The 14,157-nt window shown below is 51.7% G+C and carries 10 protein-coding genes; 6 read left to right on the top strand and 4 right to left on the bottom strand.

Translation table 11 applies throughout. The annotated features are described in order from the left end of the window. Positions 1-16: 16 nt before the first annotated feature. The 5 genes from ynfF (at position 17) to ACIPDS_RS00730 (ending at position 6,936) form a co-directional block, all read left to right on the top strand. Positions 17-2,422 (top strand): selenate/tellurate reductase subunit YnfF, encoded by a 2,406-nt coding sequence (ynfF, locus tag ACIPDS_RS00710; RefSeq protein WP_400733384.1) that lies wholly within the window; start codon positions 17-19, stop codon positions 2,420-2,422. A gap of 10 nt (positions 2,423-2,432) precedes the next feature. Continuing rightward, positions 2,433-3,050: a DMSO/selenate family reductase complex B subunit gene (locus ACIPDS_RS00715; RefSeq protein WP_400731954.1), complete on the top strand. Its 618-nt coding sequence runs from the start codon at positions 2,433-2,435 to the stop codon at positions 3,048-3,050. Position 3,051: 1 nt separating this feature from the next. Next, complete coding sequence (locus tag ACIPDS_RS00720; RefSeq protein WP_400731955.1) at positions 3,052-3,915, top strand: dimethyl sulfoxide reductase anchor subunit family protein; 864 nt, start codon at positions 3,052-3,054, stop codon at positions 3,913-3,915. A 261-nt stretch (positions 3,916-4,176) separates the two neighbouring features. Further along, entirely contained in the window at positions 4,177-5,328 is a 1,152-nt protein-coding gene (locus ACIPDS_RS00725) for an MFS transporter (RefSeq protein WP_400731957.1), read from the top strand. A gap of 189 nt (positions 5,329-5,517) precedes the next feature. Then, on the top strand, positions 5,518-6,936 hold the full coding sequence (locus tag ACIPDS_RS00730; RefSeq protein ID WP_400731958.1) for an amino acid permease: 1,419 nt from the start codon (positions 5,518-5,520) through the stop codon (positions 6,934-6,936). Positions 6,937-7,026: 90 nt separating this feature from the next. On the opposite strand, the gene pflA is transcribed toward ACIPDS_RS00730, so the two are convergent. The 4 genes from pflA to ycaO form a co-directional block, all read right to left on the bottom strand. After that, positions 7,027-7,767 carry a pyruvate formate lyase 1-activating protein gene (gene pflA, locus ACIPDS_RS00735; RefSeq protein WP_166514408.1) on the bottom strand — a complete coding sequence of 247 codons (741 nt, stop codon included), beginning with the start codon at positions 7,765-7,767 and terminating at the stop codon, positions 7,027-7,029. A 205-nt stretch (positions 7,768-7,972) separates the two neighbouring features. After that, positions 7,973-10,255, bottom strand: a complete 2,283-nt coding sequence (gene pflB / locus ACIPDS_RS00740) for a formate C-acetyltransferase (protein WP_400731960.1) — start codon at positions 10,253-10,255, stop codon at positions 7,973-7,975. A 55-nt stretch (positions 10,256-10,310) separates the two neighbouring features. Next, positions 10,311-11,168, bottom strand: a complete 858-nt coding sequence (gene focA, locus ACIPDS_RS00745) for a formate transporter FocA (RefSeq protein WP_166514406.1) — start codon at positions 11,166-11,168, stop codon at positions 10,311-10,313. A gap of 403 nt (positions 11,169-11,571) precedes the next feature. Continuing rightward, positions 11,572-13,332 (bottom strand): 30S ribosomal protein S12 methylthiotransferase accessory factor YcaO, encoded by a 1,761-nt coding sequence (gene ycaO / locus ACIPDS_RS00750; protein ID WP_400731961.1) that lies wholly within the window; start codon positions 13,330-13,332, stop codon positions 11,572-11,574. Between the two features lie 127 nt (positions 13,333-13,459). Here ycaO and ACIPDS_RS00755 point away from each other — a divergent pair, with 127 nt between their 5' ends. Further along, positions 13,460-14,152, top strand: coding sequence for a DUF421 domain-containing protein (locus ACIPDS_RS00755; protein WP_400731962.1), 693 nt, complete (start codon positions 13,460-13,462; stop codon positions 14,150-14,152). The last annotated feature ends 5 nt before the right edge of the window (positions 14,153-14,157 follow it).

Here is a 14,157-nt window from a genome sequence, read left to right on the forward strand (position 1 = left end):
TCAAATAACACAATTAATTAAAACACCGGTGAGTCGACGAAAAATTATTCAGGTCGGTGCCGCCACCGGCTTGGTTGCTGCTGCGGGAGGGATCTCATTACCCTTCAGCCATAAAGTTTTTGCCGCCAGTGAAAAGGCCGCAAAATTAGAAGAAAAGGCCGTCTGGAGTTCTTGTACCGTTAACTGTGGTAGCCGCTGTTTGCTACGGCTCCATGTGAAAGATGATGAAGTGTATTGGGTTGAGTCCGATACCACCGGTGAAGATATTTATGGCCAACATCAGGTCAGAGCTTGTCTGCGCGGTCGGTCTATTCGCCGTCGCATGAATCACCCAGACCGTATCAAATATCCAATGAAACGGGTCGGTAAGCGCGGGGAAGGCAAATTCGAACGAATTAGCTGGGATGAAGCGCTGGATACTATTGCCAACAGCCTGAAAAAGACGCTTAAGGATTATGGCAACGAAGCGGTGCATGTTTTATATGGCACCGGCGTGGATGGCGGCAATATTACCAACTCCAACGTGCCTTATCGCTTAATGAACTCTTGTGGTGGATATTTAAGCCGCTACGGAAGCTACAGTACTGCGCAAATTAGCGCCGGTATGAATTATATGTTCGGCGGAAATGATGGTAATAGCCCGGACGATATTGCGAATACCAAATTGGTTGTGATGTTTGGTAATAACCCGGCTGAAACCCGAATGAGCGGCGGTGGCGTCACTTATTATGTTGAGCAGGCGCGTGAACGCTCAAATGCGCGAATGATCATTATCGATCCGCGCTATACGGATACAGGCGCCGGGCGAGAAGATGAGTGGTTGCCTATTCGTCCCGGTACTGACGGCGCGCTGGCGGCAGGCATTGCTTGGGTGCTTATCGCTGAAAATATGGTTGACCAGCCTTTCCTCGATAAATACTGCATCGGCTACGATGAGAAAACCTTGCCGGAAGGGGCATTGCCGAATGCCCATTATAAAGCCTATATCCAGGGGAATGGGCCGGACGGTATCGCCAAAACTCCCGAGTGGGCAGCGAAAATTACCGGTATCCCGCAAGATAAAATCATTCAACTGGCGCGTGAAATAGGCTCTGCCAAACCGGCCTATATTTGCCAGGGTTGGGGGCCGCAACGGCATGCTAATGGAGAACAAGCTTCTCGCGCTATTGCGATGCTCTCTATCCTGACCGGTAACGTCGGCATTAACGGCGGTAACTCTGGCGCCCGTGAAGGAACCTTTGATTTAGGCGTTGAGTGGTTTTCCATGCTGGATAATCCAGTGAAAACACAAATATCCGTGTTCACCTGGACCGAGGCTATTGAACGAGGCGCTGAAATGACGGCGACCCGCGATGGTGTCAGAGGCAAGGATAAGCTTGATGTCCCGATTAAATTTATGTGGTGTTACGCCAGTAATACACTGATCAATCAAAACAGCCATATCGCCAGAACCCACGAAATATTACAAGACGAAAGTAAGTGCGAAATGATTGTCGGGATGGATCACTTTGTCACGGCATCAGCGAAATATTATGACATTCTGTTGCCCGACCTTATGCCAACCGAACAGGAAGATCTGATCTCGCATGAGTCTGCGGGGAATATGGGCTATGTCATTTTAGGGCAGCCCGCTACCACGGCGAAATTTGAACGTAAGCCTATTTACTGGATGCTAAGCGAGATAGCAAAACGGTTGGGTGATGATGTCTGGAATACCTTTACCGAAGGGCGTACGCAACATGAATGGATAAAATATCTATTCGAGAAAACGCGTGAACGTAATCCCGATATGCCTTCCTATGAAGAGATGAAAAAAACGGGGATTTATAAGCGTAAATGTCCTGAAGAGCACTACGTGGCCTATCGTTCTTTCCGTGAAGATCCTCAGGCGAATCCATTAAAAACGCCATCAGGGAAAATTGAAATCTATTCACAGCGATTGGCCGAAATTGCATCGACCTGGGAATTACCTGCTGGGGATATTATCGATCCACTACCGATTTATGCCGCAGAAGTGGAAGGTTGGGATGATCCGCAGCGACAGCATTATCCGCTGCAACTCACCGGGTTCCATTACAAGGCCAGAACGCACTCCAGCTATGGCAACATTGATGTCTTACAGCAGGCTTGCCAGCAAGAGGTGTGGATTAACCCGATTGATGCTAAACCGCGCGGAATAGTTAATGGCGACAAGGTTAAGGTATTTAACGATCGTGGCCAGTTGTTTATTCAAGCTAAGGTGACGCCAAGGATTATGCCTGGGGTGACGGCAATGGGACAGGGGGCGTGGTTACAGGCGGATATGTTCGGCGATAAGGTCGACCATGGTGGCTCCATTAATATTCTGACCTCATCGCGCCCATCGCCGCTGGCGAAAGGCAACCCATCGCACACCAACCTTGTTCAGGTAGAGAAGGCGTGAGGAGTAACTGATGACCACGCAATATGGCTTTTTTATTGACTCGGCGCGTTGCACCGGTTGCAAAACCTGTGAACTGGCCTGTAAAGATTACAAGAACTTAACCCCGGACGTCAGCTTCCGTCGTATCTACGAATACGCGGGCGGCGACTGGCAGGAAGATAACGGCGTCTGGAACCAGAACGTCTTTGCCTACTACCTGTCGATTGCCTGTAACCACTGCGAAGATCCGGCCTGTACCAAGGTCTGTCCGAGCGGCGCGATGCACAAACGCGAAGACGGTTTTGTGGTGGTAAACGAAGACGTGTGTATCGGCTGCCGCTATTGCCATATGGCCTGCCCTTACGGCGCGCCGCAGTACAACGAAGCAAAAGGTCATATGACCAAGTGCGACGGCTGCCATGAGCGCGTAGCGGACGGCAAGAAACCGATCTGTGTGGAATCCTGCCCGCTGCGCGCGCTGGACTTTGGCCCGATTGAAGAGCTGCGTAAAAAGCACGGGATGCTGGCGGCGGTAGCGCCACTGCCGTCTGCGCATTTCACCAAACCGAGCATTGTGATTAAACCAAACGCCAATGCACGTCCGTGCGGCGATACCACTGGTTATCTGGCCAACCCGAAGGAGGTGTGAGATGGGAAGTGGATGGCATGAATGGCCGCTGATGATTTTCACGGTCTTAGGGCAGTGTGTGGCCGGAGGATTTATCGTTCTGGCACTGGCGCTGATGAAAGGGCAGCTGTCGCGTGAGCAGCAGCAGCGGGTGGTGGTAAGCATGTTTGCGCTGTGGGTGCTGATGGGCATTGGCTTTATCGCCTCCATTCTGCACTTAGGCTCACCGATGCGCGCCTTTAACTCGCTTAACCGTATTGGCGCTTCGTCGCTGAGTAACGAAATTGCCAGCGGCTCAATCTTCTTTGCCGTGGGCGGGATTGGCTGGCTGCTGGCGGTGACGAACAAGCTCTCCTGTGCGTTACGCAGCCTGTGGCTGGTGGTGACGGCGGTGCTGGGCGTGGTCTTCGTGTGGATGATGGTGCGCGTGTATAACACCATCGACACCGTGCCGACCTGGTACACGGTCTGGACGCCGCTCTCGTTCTTCCTGACGCTGTTTATCGGCGGGCCTCTGCTAGGTTATCTGCTGCTGAGCTGGGCGCGAGTGGAAGGCTGGGCGCTGCGTCTGCTGCCGGTAGTGAGCCTGGCGGCGCTGGCGGTGAGCGTGGTGGTGGCCCTGATGCAGGGCGTTGAACTGGCCGCGATTCACAGTTCAATTCAGCAGGCGTCCGCGCTGGTGCCGGACTATGGTTCACTGATGGCATGGCGCGTGGCGGCCATTGCGCTGGCGCTGGTGTGCTGGGTGGTGCCGCAGCTTAAAGGCTATCAGCCTGCGCTGCCGCTGCTGAGCCTGGCGTTCGTGCTGGTGCTGGCGGGTGAGCTGATTGGCCGCGGCGTGTTCTACGGTCTGCACATGACCGTCGGCATGGCGGTGGCGAGCTAAGCGAAAAAGTGCCGGGGCAGCTATGCCCTGGCACTTTTTGTCCATGAATTTTTTCAACTGAACCCTGCCGGCATATTTATTCCCTTTCTCAATAAAAACAATCAAATAAATTTCTATGATGCTTTTGTAGCGATGCGCTGAATAAGAAACATCAATCGTTCGGCCATAAAGCGTCTTAGGGTGAAAATTCGGTGGATTGACAATGTTTTTTGCGGTGGCATGATGCGCTCGAAATCTGTCTATCCTCACGGTCTGATACCCATGTCCACCTATACTCGCCCGGTGTTGTTGTTGCTCTGTGGCTTACTCTTATTGACGCTGGCGATCGCGGTATTAAACACGCTCGTCCCGCTCTGGCTCGCTCATGAAAATCTGCCAACCTGGCAGGTGGGAGTGGTCAGCTCGTCCTATTTCACCGGTAACCTGGTGGGCACAATGCTGACTGGACGCCTTATCAAGCGTCTGGGATTCAACAACAGCTATTACATCGCCTCGCTGATTTTTGCCGCGGGCTGCGTTGGGCTGGGCCTGATGGTGGGCTTCTGGAGCTGGATGTTCTGGCGTTTTGTTGCCGGTGTTGGCTGTGCGATGATTTGGGTGGTCGTGGAAAGCGCGCTGATGTGCAGCGGAACCACGCACAACCGTGGGCGTCTGCTGGCGGCCTACATGATGATGTACTATATCGGCACCGTGCTGGGGCAATTGATTGTCAGTAAGCTGCCAACCGATATGGCGACCATCCTGCCGCTGATGACAGGCGTTGTGCTGGCAGGGATCCTACCGCTGCTCTTCACCCGTATTCTGAACCAGCAGAGCGAGGCTGAAAGTGGTACCACGCGCGTATGGCCAATGTTCAAACTGCGCCAGGCGCGCTTGGGTGTGAACGGCTGTATTATCTCGGGTATTGTCCTGGGATCGCTATATGGCCTGATGCCGCTGTATCTGAACCACCGCGGAGTGAGCGACTCGGGCATTGGATTCTGGATGGCAGTGATGGTGAGCGCCGGTATTTTAGGGCAGTGGCCGATTGGTCGCCTGGCGGATCGCTATGGTCGTTTGCTGGTGCTGCGCGTACAGGTATTTGTGGTGATCATCGGCTGTATGGGGATGCTGAACCAGGCCATGATGGCACCATCGCTATTTATCCTGGGCGCAGCGGGCTTCACGCTTTATCCGGTGGCGATGGCCTGGGCTTGTGAAAAAGTCGAACATCATCAGCTTGTGGCCATGAACCAGGCGCTGCTGCTCTCCTATACCATCGGCAGTCTGGTTGGGCCAATGCTCACCGCGATGCTAATGCAGAACTACTCCGATAATCTGCTGTTTATTATGATTGCCGGCGTGTCGTTCATTTATCTCATGATGCTGCTGCGCAAAGCAGGACATCATCCAACTCCTGTGGCTCATGCCTGATTCTCCCCCGGCGCGTTGCTTTCACTCCAGCGCGCCAGCCATTCCCTCTGCAATACCATAAACCCGATTAAATGTGCGAGATGTTGGAATTTTGCACTGCCACATTACCTTTTCTTGTCCGGTGCTCGCATAATCATCCGTCGAAAAAAATAACGCATTCGCGAAAATAACATTCAAGGAACGGAATTTATGGCAAGCGATCAACAAAAACAGTTGCGATGGTACAACATCGCGCTGATGTCGTTTATTACGGTTTGGGGTTTTGGTAACGTCGTCAACAACTATGCCAACCAGGGGCTGGTGGTTGTTTTCTCATGGCTTTTTATCTTCGCTCTTTATTTTACCCCTTATGCCCTGATTGTTGGTCAGCTTGGCTCGACCTTCAAGGATGGCAAGGGCGGGGTAAGCACGTGGATTAAAAATACCATGGGGCCAGGGCTGGCATACCTGGCCGCCTGGACCTATTGGGTGGTGCATATTCCCTATCTGGCACAAAAGCCACAGGCGATTTTGATTGCCTTGGGATGGGCGCTCAAGGGAAATGGTTCCCTTATCACCGAATATGGCGTGGTGGCGCTGCAGGGCTTTACGCTGGTGCTGTTTATCTTCTTTATGTGGGTGGCTTCCCGCGGGATGAAATCACTGAAGCTGGTCGGCTCAATTGCCGGGATTGCGATGTTTGTGATGTCGCTGCTTTATGTGGTGATGGCCGTGACGGCTCCCGCTATTACAGAAGTCAAAATTGCCACGACCAATATCACCTGGCGCACGTTTATTCCGCACTTCGATTTCACCTACATCACCACGATTTCAATGCTGGTGTTTGCCGTCGGCGGCGCGGAAAAAATCTCCCCATACGTCAACAATACGCGTAATCCCGGTAAAGAATTCCCGCGGGGAATGATATTCCTCGCTGTGATGGTGGCGGTATGCGCCATTCTGGGATCGCTTGCGATGGGGATGATGTTTGACTCCAACAATATTCCAGACGATCTGATGGCCAACGGGCAGTATTATGCTTTCCAGAAACTGGGCGAGTACTACGGTATGGGCAACGCCCTGATGGTGGTTTATGCGATTGCCAATACCCTGGGGCAGATTGCCGCGCTGGTGTTCTCGATTGATGCGCCGCTGAAGGTGCTGCTGAGTGATGCTGACAGCCGTTACATTCCCGAAAAACTCTGCCGTACCAATGCCTCCGGCACGCCGGTAAACGGTTATCTGCTGACGCTGGTGCTGGTGGCGCTGCTCATCATGCTTCCCACGTTAGGGATTGGGGATATGAACAACCTGTATAAGTGGTTGTTGAACCTCAATTCGGTGGTGATGCCGCTGCGCTACCTGTGGGTGTTTGTGGCGTTTATTGCGGTGATTCGGTTAGGGCAAAAATATCACTCGGAGTATGTGTTTATTCGTAATCGGAAGCTGGCGATGACGGTGGGCGTATGGTGTTTCCTGTTTACCGCCTTTGCCTGTCTCACCGGGATCTTCCCGAAAATGGCGACGTTTACCCCGGAGTGGATCTTCCAGCTGTCATTGAACGTGGCGATGCCGTTTGTGCTGATAGGGCTGGGGTTAATTTTCCCGCTGCTGGCACGTCGGCGCTGAGTTCCCCGGCGTCGCTTCGCTCGGCCGGGCTACAAATATGCACGAAAGTAGCCCGGCCGAACGAAGTGACGCCGGGAAGGGCAGGTGAGCTTAGTACATCACCTTATGACCGTACTGCTCGAGGATGCCTTTTACGCGCTCCATGGTCTCTTTCTTCGGCGGCTTAACGCCGTCGAGCTTGTACTCTTCACCCATGGCGACCCACTTGTGTTTGCCCAGCTCGTGGTACGGCAGCAGTTCGATTTTCTCAACGTTGCCCATGTCCCGGGTAAATTCCCCCAGACGGTGCGCTGAATCATCATCATCAGACCAGCCCGGAACCACCACGTAACGGATCCACACCTTCACGTCTTTCTTCGACAGATACTGCGCAAATTCCAGCGTACGGTGGTTAGACACACCGACCAGATTCTGGTGAATTTCATCGTTCATCTGCTTAAGGTCGAGCATGACCAGATCGGTGACTTCCAGCAGTTCATCAATCACCGGATCGTAGCGACGAACGAAACCGTTAGTATCAAGACAGGTATGAATGCCTTCTTTGTGGCAAGCGCGGAACCAGTCGCGAACGAACTCAGCTTGCAGGATAGCTTCGCCGCCAGACGCCGTTACGCCACCGCCGGATGCGTTCATAAAGTGGCGATAGGTCACCACCTCTTTCATCAGCTCTTCAACGGTGATCTCTTTACCGCCATGGGTATCCCACGTATCGCGGTTGTGGCAGTACAGGCAGCGCATCAGGCAGCCCTGGAAGAAGGTAATAAAGCGGATGCCTGGGCCATCAACGGTGCCACAGGACTCAAAGGAGTGAATACGACCAATTACGGACATTGCGGTGTTATCTCCAGTTCTTCCCGGCTTTACAGCCAGGTTTGCGAGCACGGTTATAAAGCCGCGTCGAGTTTATTTTGCTTGTTAACTTCAGTATAGAAGTCAGCAAGCAAAATCCACTCAGCGTGAGTCGGTTATAAGAAAGGCCCCACCGAAGTGGAGCCTTTATGTTACGCGTTTTTAATCGCGATTTCAGTCAAATCTATTAGATAGATTGAGTGAAGGTACGAGTGATAACGTCCTGCTGCTGTTCTTTAGTCAGGGAGTTAAAACGTACTGCGTAGCCAGATACACGGATGGTCAGCTGAGGATATTTCTCAGGGTTTTCCATCGCGTCGAGCAGCATTTCGCGGTTCATAACGTTAACGTTCAGGTGTTGACCACCTTCAACAGACGCTTCGTGGTGGAAGTAACCATCCATCAGGCCTGCCAGGTTGGTTTTACGAACATCGTCGTCTTTACCCAGAGCGTTTGGAACGATAGAGAAGGTGTAAGAAATACCATCTTTAGCGTAAGCAAACGGCAGTTTAGCAACGGAGGTCAGAGAGGCTACAGCACCTTTCTGGTCACGACCGTGCATTGGGTTAGCACCTGGGCCGAATGGCGCGCCAGCACGACGACCGTCTGGGGTGTTACCGGTTTTCTTACCATAAACCACGTTAGAGGTGATGGTCAGAACAGACTGAGTCGGGATAGCGTTACGGTAAGTAGTCAGTTTCTGAATTTTCTTCATGAAACGTTCTACCAGGTCAACTGCCATGTCATCGACGCGAGGGTCGTTGTTACCAAACTGCGGGTATTCGCCTTCGATTTCGAAGTCGATAGCCAGACCATCTTCGTCACGAATTGGTTTAACTTTCGCATATTTGATTGCAGACAGGGAGTCAGCAGCAACGGACAGACCTGCGATACCACACGCCATGGTGCGGATAACGTCACGGTCGTGCAGCGCCATCAGAGAAGCTTCGTAGCTGTACTTGTCGTGCATGTAGTGGATGACGTTCAGTGCGGTGACGTACTGTTTAGCCAGCCAATCCATGAAGTGGTCCATACGATCAATGACTTCGTCATAGTTCAGTACGTCGCCTTTCATTGGTTCAGACTTAGGACCAACCTGCATTTTCAGTTTTTCATCAACGCCGCCGTTGATTGCGTACAGCATGGTTTTCGCCAGGTTTGCACGAGCACCGAAGAACTGCATTTGCTTACCAACGATCATTGGGCTTACGCAGCAAGCGATAGCGTAGTCATCGTTGTTAAAGTCAGGACGCATCAGATCATCGTTCTCGTACTGCAGAGAAGAGGTATCGATGGAGACTTTAGCAGCATATTTTTTGAACGCCAGTGGCAGTTTCTCAGACCACAGAACGGTGATGTTCGGCTCTGGAGAAGGACCCATGGTGTACAGGGTGTTCAGGAAACGGAAGCTGTTTTTGGTAACCAGGGTACGGCCATCAACGCCCATACCTGCGATAGATTCAGTCGCCCAGATTGGGTCACCGGAGAACAGTTCATCATACTCAGGGGTACGCAGGAAGCGAACCATACGCAGTTTCATGACCAGGTGGTCAATCATTTCCTGAGCGTCTTGCTCGGTGATTTTACCTGCTTTCAGGTCACGTTCGATGTAGATATCCAGGAAGCTGGAAGTACGACCGAAGGACATTGCCGCGCCGTTCTGAGATTTAACCGCAGCCAGGTAGCCGAAGTAAGTCCACTGAATAGCTTCCTGAGCGTTGGTAGCCGGACCAGAGATGTCGTAGCCGTATTTAGCAGCCATCTCTTTGATCTGACCCAGCGCACGGTGCTGTTCAGAGATTTCTTCACGCAGACGGATAGTCGCTTCCAGGTTTACGCCATTTTCGAGGTCAGACTGCAGAGACACGAACTGTGCGTATTTGTCTTTCATCAGGAAGTCGATACCGTACACCGCGATGCGACGGTAGTCACCGATGATACGACCACGGCCGTAAGCATCTGGCAGACCAGTCAGAACGCCAGATTTACGGCAGTTCAGAATGTCTTTGGTGTAAACATCGAATACGCCCTGGTTGTGGGTTTTGCGGTATTCGGTGAAGATTTTTTTGATCATTGGGTCCAGTTCGCGATTATACGCTTTGCAGGAACCTTCGATCATTTTGATGCCGCCGAACGGGATAAGAGCACGTTTCAGTGGGGCTTCAGTCTGCAGACCAACGATTTTTTCCAGCGACTTGTTGATGTAGCCAGCGTCGTGGGAAGTGATAGTTGAAGCAACGGCGGTGTCAAAGTCAACTGGCGCGTGGGTGCGGTTTTCCAGTTTAACGCCTTCCATTACGCTGTCCCACAGCTTGGTGGTCGCTTCAGTAGCGCCAGCCAGGAAGGACTCGTCACCCTCGTACGGAGTGTAGTTTTTCTGGATGAAGTCACGTAAGTTTACTTCATTCTGCCAATCACCTTTGGTAAAACCTTCCCAGGCTGCGGCTAACTTTTCATTAAGTTCGGACATGTAACACCTACCTTCTTAAGTGGACTTTTATTTACTGCCTGGAGCAACCATCAAATTAATGACGGTCACCGCCACGCAGGTAAATGACCCAGTATGTCAACCCAACCAGCAAACCGCCGCCGATGATGTTCCCGATAGTGACAGGAATCAGGTTATCGGTGATGAAATGCATCACGGTCAGGTGTGAGAAATTCTCCGGAGAAGAACCGACAGCGGTCCAGAATTCCGGGCTAGCAAAATCGCGTATTACGATACCCATAGGGATCATAAACATGTTTGCGATACTGTGCTCAAAACCGCTGGCAACGAACATAGCAACCGGCAGAACCATAATCATGGCTTTGTCCATCAGGCTGCGGCCAGAGTAGCTCATCCAGACTGCCAGGCAGACCATCAGGTTCGCCAGGATGCCGAGAGCGACGGCTTCGATAAATGTGTGATGCATTTTGTGGTCGGCAGTTTGCAGGACGTTGAGCCCCCATCCGCCGTTGGCCGTCATGTATTCCCCGGACAGCCACATGAGCAGTACGAAGATCAGGCAGCCAATCAGGTTACCCACATAGACGTTAAGCCAGTTTTTTGCCAATTGACCCCAGGTGATACGACCGCTGGCTTTTGCCACGACGATGAGCACGGTTGAGGTGAAGAGGTCAGCGCCACAAATAACGCAAAGAATGAGGCCTAGTGAGAAGCAGATACCACCAATCAGTTTTGCGATGCCAAACGGCATGCCAGCTGTACCCGTGGTTGCTGTAATATAAAATACAAAAGCAATCGAGATGAAAACGCCCGCAGTGATCGCCAGATAAAAGGTTTTCAGCGGATGCTTAGTTGCTTTATAGACACCTGCTTCTTCGGCAACTTTAGCCATTGCAGCAGGGAGAAGTAGATCAAAAGGGTTGTCAGCTTTCACACTAACTCTCTCTTTTTATTTAATCGGCGATGAGATACTAACAAAGCATTATAGATGAGAAATTGATGTAGATCATATCTCGCCTGGCTTATAGGCCTGCAAAGTGGATGGTTTTTCAACTAAAGCAGGGTAATTTATTGATTTTGATGATAAAAATAAATTTTAAGATTTGCAAATTCAGTTGAATATTTTCTTTACCCTTAATTTTACTGGTTAATTAAAATGGAGTAATGATCAAGTAAATTAACAATAAAAGTAAGCTACCAATAATCGTGTTTACTTATCTTTAACTTTATTTTCACACCGCAGTTAAGCGAAGCGTGGAAATAAAAACGGGGCCAGCAATTGGCCCCGTAATATAGCGTAGAGTCTACGTTAAGCCTACTCTTTATAAGGCTTTAACTTATTTTGCCCAGAATGCGGCTTTTGCCCGCTGCAGTTTTTCGTATGCCTGTAACAGCGACTGATGTGCAGGGAAAGCGGCAAGCGTGCCATCCGAAGGTTGCAGACCATAGAAGGCTTCTTCACCGCTGAGGGCTGCGCTGGCAGCTTCTACCGCATCTACGCCATACATGCGCACGAAGGCATTCAGATACTGAAGCGGCTGGCGATCTTCTTCCTGAGACAAGAGCAGCAGAGTCTGCAGGCAGCGGTAGTAGTTTGCCCGTTCCGGGCTAAAGACCGAGGCGTTGAATTCCATCGTCCACTCGGTCCAGATCAGCGCCTGTTCCAGGTCACCGCCGGCCAATGCCAGCATGGCTTTCAGCTCACCGATACGCAGCGTGTACCAGCCGTTATCGGAACCCGTCGCCAGACCCAGCAGTTCACGGACACGGGTGAAGTCGTCCAGACCTTCATCGTCAATCTGTTCAATCAGATTCAGATACTCTTCTTTTTCCCACTCGCTGCCCGGCAAGGAGAGAATGGTGTCGCGCAGGTGGCTACCCATGTTGTTGTTAGCCAGCCACAGATCTTCTGCTGGATAAATGTCGGACATGCCAGGGACGATGATGCGGCAGGCGTAAACGCTCAGGTGCTCATAGTCGGCGATGTACACTTCTTTATCTTCTTCTTTGAAGATAGCCATCAGGGTTGCGAACTCTTCTTCGGTGGTACCGGAGAAGCTCCAGTCCACAAACGGATAGTCCGCATCCTGCTTGAACAGATCCCAGGAGATAGAACCGCTGGAATCGATAAAGTGGGTTTCCAGGTTGGTGTGTTCAGCCACTTCTTCGTCATCGAAGGTGGGGGGAGTAAACACGTCGAGATCTTTCAGGCCGCGGCCCTGCAGCAGCTCGGTCACCGTACGCTCCAGCGCGACGCCGAAATCTGGGTGCGCGCCAAAGGACGCAAAGCAGGTTCCGTTTGCTGGGTTGAACAGTACCACGCAGATAACCGGGTATTTACCGCCCAGAGAACCGTCGTAAGCAAAGATTGGGAAACCTTCAGCTTCCAGTTTTGCGATTGACTCAACCACGCCCGGGTAGCGCGCCAGCACATCGGCTGGAATTTCCGGCAGGCTGATGCTTTCGGCAATAATGCGGTTTTTCACGTAACGCTCAAAGACCTCTGACAGACCCTGAACGCGCGCCTCATTGCGGGTGTTACCGGCTGACATGCCGTTGGACACGTACAGGTTCGCGACGATGTTCATCGGGATATAGACGGTTTCGCCATCGGATTGACGGGTAAACGGCAGGCCGCATACGCCGCGATCGTCGTTACCGGATTGCAGATCGACCAGCATGCTGGCGCTAAGCTGATCGTCTGGATCATAAAAAGCGCGCAGACGGGCGTCGAGCAGACCTTCCGGCACTTCGTCGTCTTCGGTCAGCGGGAACCATTTTTCATTCGGGTAGTGCACGAATGGGCCGTTGGCGATTTCATCGCCCAGCCAGAAATCGGCAAAGAAATAGTTGGTTGAGAGACGTTCAAAGTACTCACCCAGCGCTGACGCCAGCGCTGCTTTTTTGGTAGCACCTTTACCGTTGGTAAAGCATAAAGAACAGGCTTTATCACGAATATGCACTGACCAGACGTTAGGAACAGGGTTCAACCACGAGGCTTCTTCAATATCGAAACCGAGGTCGAGCAGCTTTTGCTGGAAGCGCGCGATGGAATCTTCCAGCGCGGCGTCTTTGCCGGGAATATAGGTCTGGGTCATAGCAATCTCTTTAGTCGTACGGAAAGCGCGCAATGATACGGGTTTTGTGTGACGGGTGCTATCTCCGGCGAAAATAAAAGACAGGTCTATGCTTATAGAAAATAACCTTTTGTTAAGGCATAGAAGAATGAAAGTATTTGATATCCAACGGATGGCATTTGATAAAGTTCCTCCTGAGTTTTTAGCTGAAGTGGCGCTGAGAAGTCTCTATACCTTTGTGCTGGTGTTCTTATTCCTCAAAATGACCGGGCGGCGTGGCGTTCGACAGATGTCGCTTTTTGAAGTGCTGATCATTTTGACGCTCGGTTCAGCGGCGGGTGACGTGGCATTTTATGATGATGTGCCGATGGTGCCCGTACTGGTGGTTTTTGTCTCCCTGGCCTTGCTTTACCGTTTAATTATGTGGGTGATGGGAAAAAGTGAAACGGTGCAGGATCTACTGGAAGGTAAAGCGGTAGTCATTGTCGAGGACGGACAGTTAGCGTGGGACAACGTGCGCCAGGCCAACATGACCGAGCTGGACTTCTTTATGGAACTGCGTCTTAGCAGCGTGGAACAGCTAGGACAAGTTCGGCTCGCCGTGATGGAAACCAACGGCGAGATAAGCGTGTTCTATTACCATGATGATGACGTTAAGCCGGGCTTGTGCATTCTGCCAAACAAACTGATCACCCGATACAAAGTGGTGCCCGAGCCGGGTGAATATGCCTGTGTCCGCTGTAGCAACGTTATCACTATGCAAGCGGGCGAGCGCCAATTATGTCCTCGCTGTGCGAATCCAGAGTGGAGTAAAGCCAGCCGGGTTAAACGCAACGCCTGACAGCA

It is taken from the genome of Kluyvera sp. NPDC087067 (genome assembly GCF_044745165.1).
GTDB lineage: Bacteria > Pseudomonadota > Gammaproteobacteria > Enterobacterales > Enterobacteriaceae > Kluyvera.

What these genes read in the sequence shown, in the direction of transcription:
- ACIPDS_RS00715 (WP_400731954.1), top strand. Translation starts at nt 2,433, where the DNA reads ATGACCACGCAATATGGCTTTTTTATTGACTCGGCGCGTTGCACCGGT.
- ACIPDS_RS00720 (WP_400731955.1), top strand. Translation starts at nt 3,052, where the DNA reads ATGGGAAGTGGATGGCATGAATGGCCGCTGATGATTTTCACGGTCTTA.
- ACIPDS_RS00725 (WP_400731957.1), top strand. Translation starts at nt 4,177, where the DNA reads ATGTCCACCTATACTCGCCCGGTGTTGTTGTTGCTCTGTGGCTTACTC.
- ACIPDS_RS00730 (WP_400731958.1), top strand. Translation starts at nt 5,518, where the DNA reads ATGGCAAGCGATCAACAAAAACAGTTGCGATGGTACAACATCGCGCTG.
- pflA (WP_166514408.1), bottom strand. Translation starts at nt 7,767, where the DNA reads ATGTCCGTAATTGGTCGTATTCACTCCTTTGAGTCCTGTGGCACCGTT.
- pflB (WP_400731960.1), bottom strand. Translation starts at nt 10,255, where the DNA reads ATGTCCGAACTTAATGAAAAGTTAGCCGCAGCCTGGGAAGGTTTTACC.
- ycaO (WP_400731961.1), bottom strand. Translation starts at nt 13,332, where the DNA reads ATGACCCAGACCTATATTCCCGGCAAAGACGCCGCGCTGGAAGATTCC.
- ACIPDS_RS00755 (WP_400731962.1), top strand. Translation starts at nt 13,460, where the DNA reads ATGAAAGTATTTGATATCCAACGGATGGCATTTGATAAAGTTCCTCCT.